The organism is Rhizobium sp. ZPR4 (assembly GCF_040215725.1).
GTDB classification, from domain to species: domain Bacteria; phylum Pseudomonadota; class Alphaproteobacteria; order Rhizobiales; family Rhizobiaceae; genus Rhizobium; species Rhizobium rhizogenes_D.
Genome location: NZ_CP157967.1, coordinates 92,619 through 108,486, shown reverse-complemented (window position 1 = coordinate 108,486; position 15,868 = coordinate 92,619). Strand labels below are relative to the sequence as shown.

General features: G+C 61.1%; 15 protein-coding genes. 6 read left to right on the top strand and 9 right to left on the bottom strand.

Annotated elements, in window-relative coordinates:
- Nucleotides 1–15 precede the first annotated feature (15 nt).
- Complete coding sequence (locus ABOK31_RS00540) at nt 16–1,713, top strand: long-chain fatty acid--CoA ligase (RefSeq protein WP_174175496.1); 1,698 nt, start codon at nt 16–18, stop codon at nt 1,711–1,713.
- Nucleotides 1,714–1,886: 173 nt separating this feature from the next.
- Nucleotides 1,887–3,512, top strand: a complete 1,626-nt coding sequence (pgi, locus tag ABOK31_RS00535; RefSeq protein ID WP_349957373.1) for a glucose-6-phosphate isomerase — start codon at nt 1,887–1,889, stop codon at nt 3,510–3,512.
- Between the two features lie 290 nt (nt 3,513–3,802).
- Here pgi and ABOK31_RS00530 read toward each other — a convergent pair whose 3' ends face one another.
- The 3 genes from ABOK31_RS00530 to ABOK31_RS00520 all read right to left on the bottom strand — a co-directional run bounded on the left by ABOK31_RS00530 (nt 3,803) and on the right by ABOK31_RS00520 (nt 6,282).
- On the bottom strand, nt 3,803–4,729 hold the full coding sequence (locus ABOK31_RS00530) for a carbohydrate kinase (RefSeq protein WP_174175499.1): 927 nt from the start codon (nt 4,727–4,729) through the stop codon (nt 3,803–3,805).
- A 77-nt stretch (nt 4,730–4,806) separates the two neighbouring features.
- The gene (locus ABOK31_RS00525) at nt 4,807–5,505 is read right to left on the bottom strand and encodes an orotate phosphoribosyltransferase (protein ID WP_174175501.1); all 699 of its coding nucleotides are present in this window, start codon (nt 5,503–5,505) and stop codon (nt 4,807–4,809) included.
- A gap of 126 nt (nt 5,506–5,631) precedes the next feature.
- Nucleotides 5,632–6,282 carry a TetR/AcrR family transcriptional regulator gene (locus tag ABOK31_RS00520; RefSeq protein ID WP_349957370.1) on the bottom strand — a complete coding sequence of 217 codons (651 nt, stop codon included), beginning with the start codon at nt 6,280–6,282 and terminating at the stop codon, nt 5,632–5,634.
- Between the two features lie 99 nt (nt 6,283–6,381).
- Here ABOK31_RS00520 and ABOK31_RS00515 point away from each other — a divergent pair, with 99 nt between their 5' ends.
- Entirely contained in the window at nt 6,382–7,212 is an 831-nt protein-coding gene (locus ABOK31_RS00515; RefSeq protein WP_349957368.1) for an NmrA family NAD(P)-binding protein, read from the top strand.
- Nucleotides 7,209–7,688: an anthrone oxygenase family protein gene (locus ABOK31_RS00510; protein WP_349957366.1), complete on the top strand. Its 480-nt coding sequence runs from the start codon at nt 7,209–7,211 to the stop codon at nt 7,686–7,688. Before ABOK31_RS00515 ends, ABOK31_RS00510 begins: the two co-directional genes overlap by 4 nt.
- Nucleotides 7,689–7,728: 40 nt before the next feature.
- Here the strand turns inward: ABOK31_RS00510 and ABOK31_RS00505 are convergent, their stop codons facing one another.
- The 6 genes from ABOK31_RS00505 to ABOK31_RS00480 form a co-directional block, all read right to left on the bottom strand.
- Nucleotides 7,729–8,880, bottom strand: coding sequence for a GGDEF domain-containing protein (locus ABOK31_RS00505; protein WP_349959043.1), 1,152 nt, complete (start codon nt 8,878–8,880; stop codon nt 7,729–7,731).
- Nucleotides 8,881–9,079: 199 nt separating this feature from the next.
- Nucleotides 9,080–10,120: a dihydroorotase gene (gene pyrC / locus ABOK31_RS00500; RefSeq protein WP_349957364.1), complete on the bottom strand. Its 1,041-nt coding sequence runs from the start codon at nt 10,118–10,120 to the stop codon at nt 9,080–9,082.
- A gap of 144 nt (nt 10,121–10,264) precedes the next feature.
- On the bottom strand, nt 10,265–10,897 hold the full coding sequence (locus tag ABOK31_RS00495; RefSeq protein WP_174175511.1) for a nucleoside triphosphate hydrolase: 633 nt from the start codon (nt 10,895–10,897) through the stop codon (nt 10,265–10,267).
- Nucleotides 10,894–11,703 carry an ATP-binding cassette domain-containing protein gene (locus ABOK31_RS00490; protein ID WP_174175513.1) on the bottom strand — a complete coding sequence of 270 codons (810 nt, stop codon included), beginning with the start codon at nt 11,701–11,703 and terminating at the stop codon, nt 10,894–10,896. Before ABOK31_RS00490 ends, ABOK31_RS00495 begins: the two co-directional genes overlap by 4 nt.
- On the bottom strand, nt 11,679–12,743 hold the full coding sequence (locus ABOK31_RS00485; RefSeq protein ID WP_349957362.1) for an ABC transporter permease: 1,065 nt from the start codon (nt 12,741–12,743) through the stop codon (nt 11,679–11,681). Before ABOK31_RS00485 ends, ABOK31_RS00490 begins: the two co-directional genes overlap by 25 nt.
- A 171-nt stretch (nt 12,744–12,914) precedes the next feature.
- The gene (locus ABOK31_RS00480; RefSeq protein ID WP_174175517.1) at nt 12,915–13,940 is read right to left on the bottom strand and encodes a sugar ABC transporter substrate-binding protein; all 1,026 of its coding nucleotides are present in this window, start codon (nt 13,938–13,940) and stop codon (nt 12,915–12,917) included.
- Between the two features lie 245 nt (nt 13,941–14,185).
- On the opposite strand from ABOK31_RS00480, the gene ABOK31_RS00475 reads away from it, so the two are divergent.
- Nucleotides 14,186–15,433, top strand: a complete 1,248-nt coding sequence (locus ABOK31_RS00475; protein WP_174175519.1) for an ROK family transcriptional regulator — start codon at nt 14,186–14,188, stop codon at nt 15,431–15,433.
- The gene (locus ABOK31_RS00470; protein ID WP_174175521.1) at nt 15,417–15,851 is read left to right on the top strand and encodes an RbsD/FucU family protein; all 435 of its coding nucleotides are present in this window, start codon (nt 15,417–15,419) and stop codon (nt 15,849–15,851) included. The genes ABOK31_RS00475 and ABOK31_RS00470 overlap by 17 nt, the downstream gene beginning before the upstream one ends.
- Nucleotides 15,852–15,868 lie beyond the last annotated feature (17 nt).

Genomic DNA, 15,868 nt, shown 5'->3' with positions numbered 1-15,868 from the left:
AAGGAGGAAGTGCGCATGAATTCAGTCTCCGCTCCTTCGGATAGACCGCAGGTCAAGAAAATATGGCTCGCTTCCTATCCGGATATCGTACCGGCGGAGCTGCCGACGCTGGAGCATGCCTCGCTCGCCGAACTGCTGGAGGAGAGCTGCGCGCGCTATGCCGACAGACCCGCCTTCACCAGCATGGGCAAATCCATCACCTATCGCGACCTCGACATGCAGACGCGCAAGATCGCTGCCTGGCTGCAGAGCCTCGGCCTCCAGAAGGGCGATCGCGTCGCCGTCATGATGCCGAACGTGCTGCAGAACCCGATCGCGGCCTACGGCATCCTTCGCGCCGGTCTCGTCGTCGTCAACGTCAACCCGCTCTATACGCCGCGCGAGCTTGAGCACCAGCTGCGCGATTGCGGCGCGAAGGCGATCTTCGTCCTGGAAAACTTCGCCCATACGGTGGAGCAGGTTCTGGCGCATACGGATGTGCGCCATGTCGTCGTCACCGCGCTTGGCGACATGCTCGGCCTCAAGGGTCACATCGTCAATTTGATCGTCCGCAAGGTGAAGAAGCTCGTACCGGCCTGGTCCATTCCGGGCCATCGCAGCTTCAAGGGCGTGATTGCCGAAGGCTCGCGCCTGCCATTGAAGCTATCGGAGCTTACAGGCAGCGACATCGCCTTCCTGCAATATACCGGCGGCACGACCGGCGTTGCCAAGGGCGCGATTCTCACCCACGCCAACCTGCTCGCAAACCAGCTGCAATTGCTGCTCTGGCTGCAATCCGCCTATATCAACAAGCCGCGCCCCGAGCAGCTGACCTTCGTCTGCGCGCTGCCGCTCTATCACATCTTCGCGCTGACGGTGAATTCGCTGATGGGCATGTCGCTCGGCGGCCATAATGTGCTGATCGCCAATCCGCGCGATATACCGGCCTTCATCAAGGAACTCGGCAAATACAAGTTCGACATGTTCCCCGGCTTGAACACGCTGTTCAATGCACTGATGAACAATCCCGAATTCACCAAGCTCGACCTTTCCAACACGGCGACGCTTGCCGGCGGCATGGCTGTGCAGCGGCCGGTTGCGGAACGCTGGCAGAAGATGACTGGCGCGTGGATCACCGAAGGCTATGGCCTTTCCGAGACTTCGCCGGTCGCGAGCGCCAACCGCTTCGACAGTTCGGAATTCTCAGGCACGATCGGCCTGCCGATCACGGGCACCGACTTCGATATTCGCGACGAGAACGGCAATTCCCTGCCGCTCGGCGAAGTCGGCGAAATCTGCATTCGCGGACCGCAGGTGATGGCGGGCTACTGGAAGCAGCCGGCAGAAACCGCACGCGTGATGACAGCGGACGGCTTCTTCCGCAGCGGCGACATGGGTTTCATGGACGAGCGCGGCTATACCAAGATCGTCGACCGCAAGAAGGACATGATCCTGGTCTCGGGCTTCAACGTCTATCCGAACGAGATCGAGGAAGTCGCCGTCATGCATCCGGGCGTGCTGGAGGCGGCGGCGATCGGCGTTCCCGATCCGCATTCCGGCGAGGCGGTAAAGCTCTTCATCGTCAAGAAGGACCCGGCTTTGACCGAGGCCGACGTCAAGGCGCATTGCGCAGCCAACCTGACCAATTACAAGCGCCCGCGCTTCATCGAATTCCGTACCGAACTGCCGAAATCGAATGTCGGCAAGATCCTGCGCAAGGAGTTGCGCGGCTGACATAATTCCATGTCATTCAGGAGGCCGCTCGTGCTTTTTCGCGAGCGGCTTTTTTCGTTTTGGACGATACGTGAACTTGATTTACGCCCTACATAGGGAATAGTTTCCGCGACCAACTCAGAGTGCCCTGCCGTCTCCGGACGGCAAGCGGCGCGAACCGCAAGGAGTCCTCCATGAACGCCCTCGTCGATCAACTGAAGAGCACTGCATCTGCAACAAAGGCCACCGATATTCGTGCGGCCTTTGCCGCTGATCCCAAACGCTTTTCCCGCTTCAGCGCCTCTTTCGACGACCTGCTGATGGATTATTCCAAGACGGCTGTCAACGACGACATTCTCGCCCTCCTCGAGAAGCTCGCTGCCGAGGACGGCGTTGCGGCCAAGCGCGAGGAAATGTTCTCGGGCGTCGCGATCAACTTCACCGAAAACCGCGCCGTGCTGCACACAGCGCTGCGCAACCGCTCGAACAAGCCGGTGCTGGTCGATGGCAAGGACGTCATGCCTGACGTCAATGCGGTTCTCGCCGCAATGGGCAAGTTTGCCGACGGCATCCGTTCGGGCGCGCTGAAGGGCTCCACGGGCAACGCAATCACCGACGTCATCAACATCGGCATCGGCGGCTCGGATCTTGGCCCGGTCATGGCAACGCTGGCGCTGGCGCCCTTCCATGATGGCCCGCGCTCGCACTTCATCTCCAACATCGACGGCGCCCATATCGCCGATATCCTGAAGCTCGTGAAGCCGGAAACGACACTCTTCATCGTCGCTTCCAAGACCTTCACGACCATCGAAACGATGACCAACGCCCAGACGGCGCGCAAGTTCATCGCCGATGCGCTTGGCGAAGCTGCCGTGCAGCATCACTTCGCCGCCGTTTCGACGGCGCTCGACAAGGTTGCCGCCTTCGGCATCGACAGCCAGCGCGTCTTCGGCTTCTGGGATTGGGTCGGCGGCCGCTACTCGATCTGGTCGGCGATCGGCCTGCCGCTGATGATCGCTATCGGCCCGGAAAACTTCGGCAAGTTCCTCGATGGCGCGCATGCGATGGACAACCATTTCCGCCAGGCGCCCTTCAAGGAAAACCTGCCGATGCTGCTCGGCCTCATCGGCTTCTATCACCGCAACGTACTCGGCTATCCGACGCGCGCGATCCTGCCCTATGACCAGCGCCTGTCGCGCTTCCCCGCCTACCTGCAGCAGCTCGACATGGAATCGAACGGCAAGGGCGTCACCATCGACGGCACCCCGGTCGAAGGCAATTCCGGCCCGGTCGTATGGGGCGAGCCCGGCACCAACGGCCAGCACGCCTTCTACCAGCTCATTCACCAGGGCACGAGCATCATCCCGGCCGAATTCATGATCGCCGCCAACGGCTTCGAACCGAACCTGCGTCATCAGCACGACCTGCTGATGGCCAATTGCCTGGCGCAGTCGGAAGCGCTGATGAAGGGCCGCACCTTCGAAGAGGCCAAGGCTCAGCTCACCTCCAAGGGCATGGACGACAAAAAGGCCGATTTCATCGCGCCGCACCGCGTCTTCACCGGCAACCGTCCGTCGATCACCTTCGTCTACGACAAGCTGACGCCGTTCGCACTCGGCCGCCTGATCGCGCTCTATGAACACCGCGTCTTCGTCGAAGGCGTGCTCTTCCGCATCAACTCCTTCGACCAGTGGGGCGTCGAGCTCGGCAAGGAACTGGCAACGGGTCTGCTTCCGGTTATCGAAGGCAAGGAAAGCGCTGCCGGCCACGATTCCTCGACGCAGGGGCTGGTAGCTGCGCTGGCAAGCCGGGCCGAATAAGGTGCTCGCTTTACCTCCCCCTTGAAGGGGGAGGTCGCCGCAAAGCGGCGGGTGGGGGTGACTGGACCACCCTCTGTCAGCTTCGCTGACATCTCCCCCACATGGGGGGAGATCACTGGGAGTTTGCCGCTCGTCCCTCGTAAAACAATAAACGGCAATTTCAGCGGATTCGATGCTTCCTTGAGGTAAAGCGTGCCCGCGCGCGACCAATCTCCCCCCATGTGGGGGAGATGTCACGACAGTGACAGAGGGGGGTGCAGCCCTCCCAGGTCCTCAAGATCAATGAAAGACTAAAGCCCGATCTCATGCGCCCAGGGCGGATTTGCCCCAGCGCGCGAGACGGTGACGGCCGCAGCCTTCGCGCCCAGCGCCAGCGCATCCTGCAGTGCCTTTTCGCTCAGCGAAGCCACCTGCGCCTTGGTCAAAAGGTTGTTCATTTTCAACGACGCCAGAATGCCGGCATCGAAGGTATCGCCGGCGCCGACCGTATCGACGACCGTAACACGCTCGCTCGGAACCGAGACCTTCAATGACTTGGTATAGCCGGTTGCGCCTTCCGCACCCTTGGTGACGACGACGAGCTTTGCGCCCTGGTTCAGCCAATGCGCGGCCAGTTCATCGTGATTGCCAGAGATGCCGAACCATTCCAGATCCTCGTCGGAGAATTTGAGAATGTCGGACATAGCTGCCATCCGGCTGATGCGGCCCATATGGGCGGCCTTGTCCTTGATGAAGCCCGGGCGGATGTTCGGGTCGAGCGAGATGACGCGGCTCTGATGCTCGCGCTTCATCAGCGCCTCGTAGGTCGCGCCGCACGGATCGGGGATCAGGCTGATCGCGCCGAAATGCAGCGCCTCGCAATCGTCGCCGAGGGTCGGCAGATCGGCCTCGGTGATCATGCGGCCAGCCGTGCCTTCGTCGTAGAAGGCATAGGTCGCCTGGCCGTTGACGAGCTTGACGAAAGCAATCGTGCTCGGACGCGGCGTGATGGCGCAGTAGCTGAAATCGACCTTGGAGGCCGACAGCGTCTCGCGCAGGATTTCGCCCATCATGTCGTCGGCAATGCCGGTGAAGAAGCCTGTGGGAATGCCGAGGCGCCCGAGCGCTATCGCGGTGTTGAAGATCGCGCCACCGGCGTAGGGCGCAAAGCCCTTTTCACCCAGCGTCGTATCCCGCGGCAGCATGTCGATCAAAGCTTCGCCACAGCACAATATCATTCCGGCCTCCCAAAGAGCGCGTCTGTCGTGTCCAGTCTTATAAATCGATTAGATAGATTCAGTGCAAAAGCAAAGCGTCAGTTTGTGGGCAGCTCCGAAATACCGCCGTTCCAGCCGGACCAGGCAAGCGGCGCGTTGAGAAAAGCCTCAACTTCCTCGAGCGTTTTGTCATCGAACAGTTTCTGTTCCTTGGCGACGGCAAGCACCTCGCGCCAGGTCGTGATGTGATGCAGATTGACCTTCCGATTGGCGAAGCGTTCGACCGCTTCGGGGAAGATGCCGTAGTAGAACAGCGCCATGCCATGATCGACGATGCCACCGGCTGCACGGATCGCGTCGATGAAGGTGAACATGCTGCCGCCGGCTGTCGTCAGATCCTCGATGACGAGCACGCGGGCGCCGTCCTTCATATCGCCTTCGATCTGGGCGTTGCGACCATGGCCCTTCGGCTGCTTGCGGACGTAGATCATCGGCAGGTTCAGGCGCTCGGCCAGGAAGGCGGCGAAGGGGATGCCGGCCGTCTCGCCGCCGGCAACGCAATCGAACTGCTCGAAGCCGACATTGCGGACGATGATGCTGGCAGCGAAATCCATGACCGTCGAGCGGATGCGCGGATAGGAAATCAGCTTGCGGCAATCGATATAGACCGGGCTCGCCATGCCGGACGCGAACTTGTAGGGCTTGTCGGCGTTGAAGTGGACCGCTTTGATCTCCCAAAGCATCCTGGCCATCAGCTCGGCCATGACAGTGCGATCGGTGAATATCATCTGGGTCATGCGGGGCCTCCTTCGCAGCGCTAATGTTCCAGCGGCAATAGCAGCAAGCGGCCCGAGTTTCCAGACGTATGAAAGGTTTTGCAGGTATCGCCGCAGCTGCCGCGAACAAAGGCGGCTTCGAACGATCTAGCGGGCAAGCCCGAGGTCGGCAGGCAGCATGGTCTTGAACAGCGCGATCACCTTGTCGCCCTCCTCGCGTTCGATCGAAATCGCGTAGCGGACGGCAGCGGCAACCAGCTGCATGGTCAATCGCGCTGTTCTTGCGAGCTCGGAATGGTCGCGCTCCGGCCACAGGCGTTCGAGAACGGTGAGAAAAGCCCGCGAGTGCCACTCCATGTCCTCGGCATCGACCTGCTGCAGCAGCTTGTCGGCATGGGTGGCGTGCCAGATGTCGCGCATGACGGGCTCGTCGAGAAACATGGCGTAGTAGCCGTCGACGATACGGCCGAGCGCCGACTGGAGCTGATTGCGGCTTTTGATCGCCGCCAGCTCGTCTTCAACACATTGCCGGCCCTGCTCGTTGAAGCGCTCGGCCAGCACGCGGATGATCGCGGTCTTGTCGGGGAAATATTGATAGAGCGAGCCGAAGGACACGCCCGCCTTTTCGACGATCTCGCCCATGCGCAGCGCATCGCTGCCGTTCCTGGCAATCAGCTCTGATGCCACCGAGAGGATCAGGTCGACGCGCTCACGGCCACGCTGCTGGCTCGGTATGCGGCGCGGCGTACCCGCCTCGTCCCTGCTGCGCCTGCGTCTCGCGATCGGTTCCTGCGTCATGTCATTCCCTGCCTGCGACTGTTGACAAGCAATATAAGAGAGTTTATCACATTTTGCAAATGAGAGAGTTTATCACATTTTGCGCTGGAGGAGCTTGAAATGCAGATCTCGACAATTGCCATCATCGGTGGATTGGGAAAAACCGGCGGCCGGGTCGCCGAGCGGCTGAAGGAGCGTGGCATCACCGTTCGCGCCGCCTCGCGCTCGACGACACCCCGCTTCGACTGGCAGGACCGCAGCACCTGGCATCCGGCGCTGGAAGGTGCTTCCGCTGCCTATGTCACCTTCCAGCCGGACCTTTCGGTCGAATGGGCGGCGGAGGCCATCGGCGTGCTTGCCAAGACAGCCGCTGACGCTGGTGTGAAACATATCGTCCTGCTCTCCGGGCGCGGCGAAGACGGAGCGGTCAGCAGCGAGGAAGGGCTCAAGGCTGTCGGCATCGATTACACCGTGCTGCGCGCCAGCTGGTTCAACCAGAATTTCAGTGAAGGCGCTTTCCTGGATGGCCTTCTCCAGGGCAAGCTTGCGCTGCCGGCCGGCGATATTCCGGAGCCCTTCGTCGATGCCGAAGACATTGCCGACGCGGCCGTCGAATGCCTTATCGATCCGCGTCACCGCAACCGGACCTACGAACTGACGGGGCCGCGCGCGCTAACGTTTCGCCAGGCGGTTTCCGAAATCGCGGCGGCTACCGGCAGGACCATCGAATACGAAACGGTTCCGGTCGATGCGTTCATCGCCGAGATGACCGCCTACGGCCTGCCGCAAGAGACGACCGATCTCCTGCATGAGCTCTTCACGCAGGTTCTCGACGGCCGCAACTCGCCTGTCATGGATGGCGTCCGCCAGATCCTCGGCAGACGCGCCAAAGACTTTTCCGACTATGCCCGTGAAACCGCCGCAACCGGCATCTGGAGTGTCCAGCCATGACCTTTCCGATCACGACTATCGCCCTCATCGTCGCCGCGATCAGCAGCGGCCTTCTCGCCGGCGTCTATTTCGCCTTCTCGACCTTCATCATGCAGGCCTTTGCCCGCCTTCCCGTCGATCAGGGCATTGCCGCCATGCAATCGATCAACACGACGATCGTGCGTTCACCCTTCATCGTGCTGTTCCTGCTGACGGCAACGCTCTCGATCTTCATCGCCGTGATGGCCATTCTTTACTGGCGGGGCGGCACCAGCGTGATGATGCTGACGGGTGCGGCGCTGTACATTGTCGCCAGCCTGCTTTCGACCATCGTCTTCAATGTGCCGCTGAACGATGCGCTCGACAAGGTCGACGGCCATTCCGCAGAAGCGGCACAGTTTTGGTCGAGCTATCTCGGCGACTGGATGCGGTGGAACCATGTGCGCACCGTTGCTTCGCTGCTCGCCGCCTGCGCTTTCGTGAAAGCCCTGTTCTGAAAGCCTGGAATGATAGGGGCAGCTAGCCGAAGATGACCGGCTAGACCGCCCGCAGATAGGCCGCGACCTCGACACGGTTGCGGCCGTTTCGCTTCGCCTCGTAGAGCGCCTTGTCGGCGGCGCGAAGCACGTCATCGAAACCGAGCCCCTTGGCGGTGCCGGTCGCGACACCCGCGCTGACGGTGCAGGAAAGAGACTTGTCTTCGATGTTGACCACTCGCGCCGCAAAGGCATCGCGCACTCTCTCGGCCACCTGCTCGGCCCGACCCGGTAGGGCATTGTCGAGAACGAGTGCGAACTCCTCACCGCCAAGGCGGGCCACAGTGTCGGACGTGCGCAGGCCGAAGGAGAGCTCCTCACCGAACAGCTTCAGCACGAGATCGCCGGCGGCATGGCCATGCTGATCGTTGATCGTCTTGAAACGATCGATGTCGAAGATGATGACGGCCATCGACGGGCCGAAGGAGCGATGACCATAGAGATCGAACAGCGCGCGGCGATTGAGCAGCCCGGTCAGGGAGTCGGTGATCGCCTCCTGACGGTGAAACGCGGCCTGGCGCCACTGATGCAGGGCAAGCGACAGCGCTCCGATCCCGGTCATTCCGGCAATGCAGATCGCAAGGCTCAAGTCCTCCGCCCAATTGTTGGGCGCGTGACCGAGCACCAGCTTGCCATCGGCGATCAATACGGCCGCGCAGAGCGCGAAAGAAACGGCCGTCAGCGTGTAAAGCACGGTGATGCCGTAAAGCGGCGTCGGCGCCTCACGCCGGCTCAGCCAATATTCGCGCGCGGTCAGAAGCAGAAGAACGCAGATGACGAGGTTATCCCCGATAAAAGCCAACCCGTCATAACCGGCCAGCATCGGCCCGACCGATGCTGCTATGCCCACCAGGCAGCCAAGTGCGAAGCGGATTTTGGAAAAGCGACGCGTGCGGAACTGGTAGCCGGCCACCCAGATGGCCGCGAAGCCGATAAAGAACAGCACGAAGGTCAGAATCGCAAAAATCGGGCGCGGCGTGTCGACATAGGAGCCGTAGATGAAGATGCCGCCGACAAGGGGCACAAGACCGGCCGAGCAGGTCAGGAGAAAGGTATCGGGCCGACGCGAAAACCAGCTTCCGACCAAGGTGACCGCAAGGCATGACGCGGAAACGCCGAGGGCCAGAAGAAGCGAGTTGTAATCGACCAGCATCATGCTCTTTCAACGGTTTGATTTCTACCGCAGGGGATTGCCGGCACGCTAGGCCGCTAGGGGTATCAAATTAGTTACGGCAAATAATAAAGAAAATGTATTTCAACAAAATATACGTTCCAAATTGCGGCATACACCAATGAAGTGTCAAAAATAGCCTTGTTTATATTTATTTTTACTTATATAGATTTGACTGAAATTAAATCTCGACATCCCAGTGCAAGGGGAACATCGGGTCGAAAACGGTGACCGGACCGGCACCGGTTTCGACCTTTGCCGGGAAGGTCACAGCCTCGGCCCGGCGCACCAAAGTGATGCTATCCTCGTTGACCGGCAGGCCATACCAGGCCGGGCCGTTCAGGGATGCAAAAGCCTCAAGCTTGTCCAATGTACCTTCCTGCTCGAAGACATGTGCAAGGCAGCTCATCGTGTTGATCGACGTGTAAATGCCGGCACAGCCGCAGGCGCATTCCTTCAGTGGATCGACATGCGGCGCGGAATCCGTGCCGAGGAAGAACCTGGCGTCGCCGCTCGTTACTGCCGCACGCAGCGCCAGGCGATGGCTTTCGCGCTTTGCGACCGGAAGGCAGTAATAATGCGGGCGAATGCCGCCGACGAGAATGGCATTGCGATTGATGATAAGGTGATGCGTCGTGATGGAGCCGGCAAGATTGGCCTTTGCCGATTTGATGTAATTGACGCCATCGGACGTGGTCACATGCTCCATCGTGACCTTCAGTTCCGGCAGGCGCTGGCGCAGCGGATCGAGCACGGTCTCGATGAACACGGCTTCGCGATCGAAAATATCCACCTCCGGCGTCGTCACCTCGCCATGAACGCAGAGCGGCAGGCCGATCTTCGCCATGCGCTCCAGCACCGGCATTGCCTTGTTGAGATCCCGCACGCCGCCGTGGGAATTGGTCGTCGCACCGGCCGGATAAAGCTTGAGGGCGGTGACCAGGCCGCTCTTCTTGCCCTCCTCGACATCGTCGGGATTGGTATGCTCGGTGAGATAGAGCGTCATCAGCGGCTGGAAGCGATCACCCGCCGGCAATGCCTTCAGGATGCGCTCGCGATAGGCGATCGCATCCGCCGTGGTTACGACCGGCGGCACAAGATTGGGCATGATGATGGCGCGGGCGAAGTGTCTGGCGCTATCGCCGATCACGCCTTCGAGCATGGCACCATCCCGCAAGTGCAGATGCCAGTCGTCGGGACGGCGGATGGTGAGCTTTTGCATGGGCGCGACCTCTGGAAATGTGAGCGCGGTCCTACCCGAAAGCTGCATCAGCCTTTCAGGGATCGTGCTCTTTGATATCGCGCTTCGATAGCACCATACGCCCCCGCAAAACAATCCGCGACGGCGGTTAAATGATAGGCAAGGTCAATCCTGCACGATGTCGATGGTGACATCTGCGCGGCGGCGGTTCTCCAGGATAAGCCGGCCATTCGGCAAATCGTTGCCATAAACCTTGGCTCCGGCCGCCTCTTCGTCGAGATCGTAACCTCTCCAGCGCGCCCAGAGCCGCTCTTCCAGCACTTCCATGGGCGGAGCAAGCATGATCGAATAGTCGAACATGCCTTCCAGCTCAGCCCACTTCCCCTGGCTGAAGAGCAGATAATTGCCCTCGATGACGATGAAGCGATGATCGGCCGAGACGATGCGGGCAGAGGCGATCGCGATCTCTCGCGAACGGTCGAAGACCGGAACCAGCACCTCCTGATCGGCGGCGCGCACGGCCTTGACGATATCGAGGAAGGCGCGCACGTCGAAACTCTCCGGCACGCCCTTCCGCTTCAGAAGTCCCTTCTCGATCAGGACGGCATTATCCATGTGGAAGCCGTCCATCGGCAGGACTTCGGCGCTCTCGCCCCTCGCCTTTAATGCCTTGGCGACATTGTCGGCCAGTGTCGACTTGCCGGCACCGGGAGGGCCGGCAATCGCAACCAGGAAGCGTTTCGCATTGCCGGCGCGCGCGATGATCTCGCCGGCGACATCGTCAAGAGAGACGCTCATGCAGCAACATTCTCAACCGGCGGAGCCTTGGCGCCGGTCATGAAGGCAACAGCATCGGACATGGAATAATCCTTGGGATTGATGACGGTCAGGCGTCGTCCAAGGCGGTGGATATGGATACGGTCCGCAACCTCGAAGACGTGCGGCATATTGTGCGAGATCAGGACGATCGGCAAGCCGCGAGCACGCACATCGAGGATGAGTTCAAGGACCTTGCGGCTTTCCTTGACGCCAAGGGCTGCCGTCGGTTCGTCCATGATGACGACCTTGGAGCCGAAGGCGGCAGCACGGGCGACGGCAACACCCTGACGCTGGCCGCCGGAGAGCGTTTCCACCGCCTGATTGATGTTCTGGATCGTCATCAGGCCGAGCTCGGTCAGCTTGTCGCGGGCGCGCTTTTCCATGGCCGGCCGGTCGAGCATGCGGAAGACCGAGCCGAGAATGCCGGGCCTGCGCACTTCGCGGCCGAGGAACATGTTGTCGGCAATCGAGAGCGCCGGCGACAGGGCCAGATTCTGGTAGACCGTTTCGATGCCGGCTTCGCGCGCCTCCATGGGCGAGCGGAAGTGAACGGGCTTGCCTTCCAGCTTGATCTCGCCCTCATCCGGGGTGACTGCGCCGGAGATCGCCTTGATCAGCGAGGACTTGCCGGCGCCGTTGTCGCCGATCACGGCGAGGATCTCGCCGGGATAGAGGTCGAAATCGGCATTGTCGAGTGCGGTCACGCGGCCATAACGCTTGACGAGACCGCGGGCGGTGAGAAGGGGTTCGCCGGTCGTGGTCATGCCGATACCTTTCTGATCCATTGATCGATCGCGACGGCGCCGATGATGAGAACGCCGGTCAGAAGCACCTTCCACTGCGGGTCAGCGCCGAGCATGTTGAGGCCCATGGAGACGACGCCGACGATCATGGCACCGAACAAGGTTCCGAGGATCGAGCCGCGCCCACCGAAGAGCGAGATGCCGCCGATGACAGTTGCGGTGATCGCCTGAAGATTGAAATCGGTCACTGCAGACGACGGCGAGACCGAGCCGTTGCGGCCGATGGAGACCCAGGCGGCAAGTGCTGCGATCAGTCCCGACACGCCGTAAACCGCGAGAAGAACCTTCTTGGTCTGGATACCGGCAAGTTTCGCGGCCTCCGGATCGTCGCCAACGGCATAGACATGCCTGCCCCAGGCTGTGTGATTGAGAACATACCAAAGGCCGATGACGAGGAGCACCATGGCAATGACGCCGAGGGTGAGCACCGCACCGCCGACACGGAAGCTCGCGGCGAACAGATGCAGAAGCGGCGCCTTTTCGTCGACATCGGTGTCGCGGATGGTTTCATTGGCCGAATAGATGAAGTTCGTCGCCATGACGATATTCCACGTGCCGAGCGTCACGATGAACGGCGGCAGCTTCATATTGGCAACGAGGAAGCCGTTGAGCAGTCCACAGAGGCCACCCACGATCATGCCGGCGGCGACCGCAATCGGCGTCGGCAGGCCATATGTCACAGCGACATTGCCCATGACGACCGAAGAGATGACCATGATGACGCCGATCGACAGATCGATACCGGCGGTCAGGATGACCAGCGTCTGGGCCGCGCCGAGAATGCCGACGATGGCGATCTGCTGCAGGATGAGCGTCAGCGTATAGGCGGAAAAGAACTTTCCGCCTATGGTGATGCCGAAGATCATGATCGCCAGCACCAGAACGATCAGCGGCACCGCCGCCGGCGTCGAATGCAGGAAATGCTGCACCCGCTTCAAAAGAGAGACATCGTTGCGCTCGAACGAAGCGACGTTCTTGTCGCTGCCGTCGAGAACACGTTCGAATTCCTGTGCTCCGGACATAATTATTCCTCCGCCACCGCGCACATGCGCGGAAACCGCCGGCTGTTGGGGCCAGCCAGGATCTGAACCCGACCGACGTGACTGTTGCGATTGTCTGCTCCCTGTAAAAGAGCCGCGCCAGCAGGCGCATGACGCGGCTCTCGAAGGGACTATATCACATTCGTGAGGGACTTAGCCCCAGCACTTGTTGAGGCCTTCCTTGGTGTCGATGGACTTCAGGCCGGAAACCGGCTTGTCCGTCACCAGGGAAACGCCGGTGTCGAAGAAGGTCTTGCCTTCGGTCGGCTTCGGCTTCTCGCCGCTATCGGCGAACTTCTTGATCGCCTCGACGCCGAGGGCCGCCATCATCAGCGGATACTGCTGGGCAGTTGCGCCGATGGTGCCATCCTTGACCGACTTGACACCGGGGCAACCGCCGTCGATGGAAACGATCAGCACCTGCTTTTCGAGACCGACGGCCTTCAGAGCCTGATAGGCGCCGGTTGCAGCCGGCTCGTTGATCGTGTGGATGACGTTGATGCCGGAATCCTTCTGCAGAAGATTTTCCATGGCCTTGCGGCCGCCCTCTTCGTTACCGTTGGTGACGTCGTGGCCGACGATGCGCGGATCGGTTTCGTCACCGATCTTGTTCGGATCCTTCGGGTCGATGCCGAAGCCGATCATGAAGCCCTGGTCGCGCAGAACGTCGACCGAAGGCTGCGACGGCGTCAGATCGAGGAAGCCGATCTTGGCATCCTTGGCCTTGTCGCCCAGCGTTTCCTTAGCCCACTGCCCTACGAGCTTGCCGGCGAGCAGATTGTCCGTCGCGAAGGTGGCGTCAGCGGAATCAGCCGGCTCAAGCGGCGTGTCCAGCGCAATCACCAGCAGGCCGGCATCGCGTGCCTTCTTGACCGAGGGAACGATGCCCTTGGTGTCGGATGCGGTGATCAGGATACCCTTCGCGCCATCGGCGATGCAGCTCTCGATCGCAGCAACCTGGCTTTCACTGTCGCCATCGATCTTGCCGGCATAGGACTTCAGCGTCACGCCGAGTTCCTTGGCCTTGGCGGTCGCGCCTTCTTTCATCTTGACGAAGAAGGGGTTGGTATCGGTCTTGGTGATGAGGCAGGCGGATACGCCGGCGGCCTTGGCAGGTGCTGCAAATGCAACGCCGATCGCCAGAGCGGCGACCGCTGCGGAAATAACAGATTTCTTCATTCAATCCTCCCGATGTTTGAAAAGCCGGACCTTCCGGCAGCCCCGGGCCTGAACCCGGCTGAAGATGCGCCATGCCTGTCGGATTATTTCCAGCGGACCTCCTCCACGGCCATATCCGCATCTCCTACCACCATATCTGAGCCTAAAGATTTCCAGCTGTCAATAAATAAATCGGATTGAATTATTAATTCGATGTGGCATTCTGGAGGAAAATAAGGCATGGCCATGATGGAAGGAGCAGGCCCATGTCTCTCGTGCACGACCCTGAGGACACACCCACAACACCCGCGATTCTCGACCCCACCGGGGGTGCGAACCAGCTCGGCGTACGCGCCCATAACGAACGGCTTGTGCTTTCGCTCGTTCGCCGTCATGGCGCGCTCTCGAAAGCCGATATCGCGCGGCGGAGCGGCCTTTCGGCGCAGACCGTGTCCGTCATCATGCGGGAGCTGGAAAAGGACGGGCTGCTGTCGCGCAACGCGCCGGTGCGCGGCCGTGTCGGCCAGCCGTCCATCCCCATGCGGCTCAACCCGGACGCGGTGCTCTCCTTCGGCGTCAAGATCGGCCGACGCAGCGCCGACCTCGTGCTGATGGATTTTGTCGGCGGCATCAGGATGCAGCTCCATCAGACCTACCCCTACCCGCTGCCGCAGGACATCATCGCCTTCGTCACGGCCGGCATCAAGGAACTGGAGGGACGTCTCAATGATGACCAGCGCCGCAAGATTGCCGGAATGGGCGTTGCTGCACCCTTCGAGCTCTGGAACTGGGCCGAGCAGGTAGGCGCTCCGGCCGGAGCGATGGATGTCTGGCGCGGCTTCGACCTAAGAACCGAGATCGCCTCGCGCGTTACTTATCCCGTCTTCCTGCAGAACGACGCCACCAGCGCCTGCGGTGCCGAACTGGTCTTCGGCGTCGGCCCGCATTATCCGGATTTCGTCTATTTCTTCATCGGCTCCTTCCTCGGCGGCGGCATCGTCCTGAATTCGTCCGTCTTCGTTGGCCGAACGGGGACGGCCGGTGCACTCGGCCCTCTACCCGTGCGCGGCCGCAACGGCGAGAACCGCCAGCTTCTGGAGATCGCCTCGATCTTCGTGCTCGAAAATCTTCTGCGGGATCACGGTTTCGACCCGCGCCCCCTTTGGTATTCGGCGGATAACTGGATCGATTTCGGCGAGCCGCTGGAGATCTGGATCCAGGATACGGCCAAAGCGCTGGCGCAGGCGATCGTCGCCGCCGCCTCCGTTCTTGATTTCAGTGCCGCCGTCATCGATGGCGGCTTCCCGGACTGGGTGCGGGAACGCGTCGTGCGTGCGACCATGAAGGCCGCCGCGGAACTGGATCTTCAGGGCGTCGTCATGCCCGAAATCATCGAGGGCGCCGTAGGGCCGCAGGCCCGTGCTATCGGCGGCGCGAGCTTGCCGATCTTCGCGCGCTATCTCATCGACCAGAACGTCCTCTTCAAGGAGATAGAGCATGCTGAAGGGCATTGACCCATTGTTAAGCCCGGAGCTTTTGGCGACCTTACGCGCCATGGGCCATGGCGACGAGATCGCCCTCGTCGACGGAAATTATCCCGGTCTCGAACATGGGCGCCGTCTCATCCGCCTCGACGGCCACGGCGTCATCCCCGTGCTCGATGCCGTGCTGAGCGTGCTGCCGATCGACGATTTCGTGCCGCAGGCGATTTTCCGGGCGACCGTCAAACAAGACCGCGACGCCGTCGACCCCGTTCATGCGGAGATGATCGAATGCTGCGCCCGGCATGTGCCCGACATCAAGGTCGTGCCGCTGCTGCCGGCGGAATTCTATGAGCGGGTGCAGCGCGCGCATGCGCTGATCCAGACCAGCGAGCCGCGGCTCTATGGCAATATCATTCTGCGCAAGGGTGTGATCTATCCCAAGGGGTAGTGAGGACGGCTTGCCCC

What these genes read in the sequence shown, in the direction of transcription:
- ABOK31_RS00540 (WP_174175496.1), top strand. Translation starts at nt 16, where the DNA reads ATGAATTCAGTCTCCGCTCCTTCGGATAGACCGCAGGTCAAGAAAATA.
- pgi (WP_349957373.1), top strand. Translation starts at nt 1,887, where the DNA reads ATGAACGCCCTCGTCGATCAACTGAAGAGCACTGCATCTGCAACAAAG.
- ABOK31_RS00530 (WP_174175499.1), bottom strand. Translation starts at nt 4,729, where the DNA reads ATGATATTGTGCTGTGGCGAAGCTTTGATCGACATGCTGCCGCGGGAT.
- ABOK31_RS00525 (WP_174175501.1), bottom strand. Translation starts at nt 5,505, where the DNA reads ATGACCCAGATGATATTCACCGATCGCACTGTCATGGCCGAGCTGATG.
- ABOK31_RS00520 (WP_349957370.1), bottom strand. Translation starts at nt 6,282, where the DNA reads ATGACGCAGGAACCGATCGCGAGACGCAGGCGCAGCAGGGACGAGGCG.
- ABOK31_RS00515 (WP_349957368.1), top strand. Translation starts at nt 6,382, where the DNA reads ATGCAGATCTCGACAATTGCCATCATCGGTGGATTGGGAAAAACCGGC.
- ABOK31_RS00510 (WP_349957366.1), top strand. Translation starts at nt 7,209, where the DNA reads ATGACCTTTCCGATCACGACTATCGCCCTCATCGTCGCCGCGATCAGC.
- ABOK31_RS00505 (WP_349959043.1), bottom strand. Translation starts at nt 8,880, where the DNA reads ATGCTGGTCGATTACAACTCGCTTCTTCTGGCCCTCGGCGTTTCCGCG.
- pyrC (WP_349957364.1), bottom strand. Translation starts at nt 10,120, where the DNA reads ATGCAAAAGCTCACCATCCGCCGTCCCGACGACTGGCATCTGCACTTG.
- ABOK31_RS00495 (WP_174175511.1), bottom strand. Translation starts at nt 10,897, where the DNA reads ATGAGCGTCTCTCTTGACGATGTCGCCGGCGAGATCATCGCGCGCGCC.
- ABOK31_RS00490 (WP_174175513.1), bottom strand. Translation starts at nt 11,703, where the DNA reads ATGGATCAGAAAGGTATCGGCATGACCACGACCGGCGAACCCCTTCTC.
- ABOK31_RS00485 (WP_349957362.1), bottom strand. Translation starts at nt 12,743, where the DNA reads ATGTCCGGAGCACAGGAATTCGAACGTGTTCTCGACGGCAGCGACAAG.
- ABOK31_RS00480 (WP_174175517.1), bottom strand. Translation starts at nt 13,940, where the DNA reads ATGAAGAAATCTGTTATTTCCGCAGCGGTCGCCGCTCTGGCGATCGGC.
- ABOK31_RS00475 (WP_174175519.1), top strand. Translation starts at nt 14,186, where the DNA reads ATGTCTCTCGTGCACGACCCTGAGGACACACCCACAACACCCGCGATT.
- ABOK31_RS00470 (WP_174175521.1), top strand. Translation starts at nt 15,417, where the DNA reads ATGCTGAAGGGCATTGACCCATTGTTAAGCCCGGAGCTTTTGGCGACC.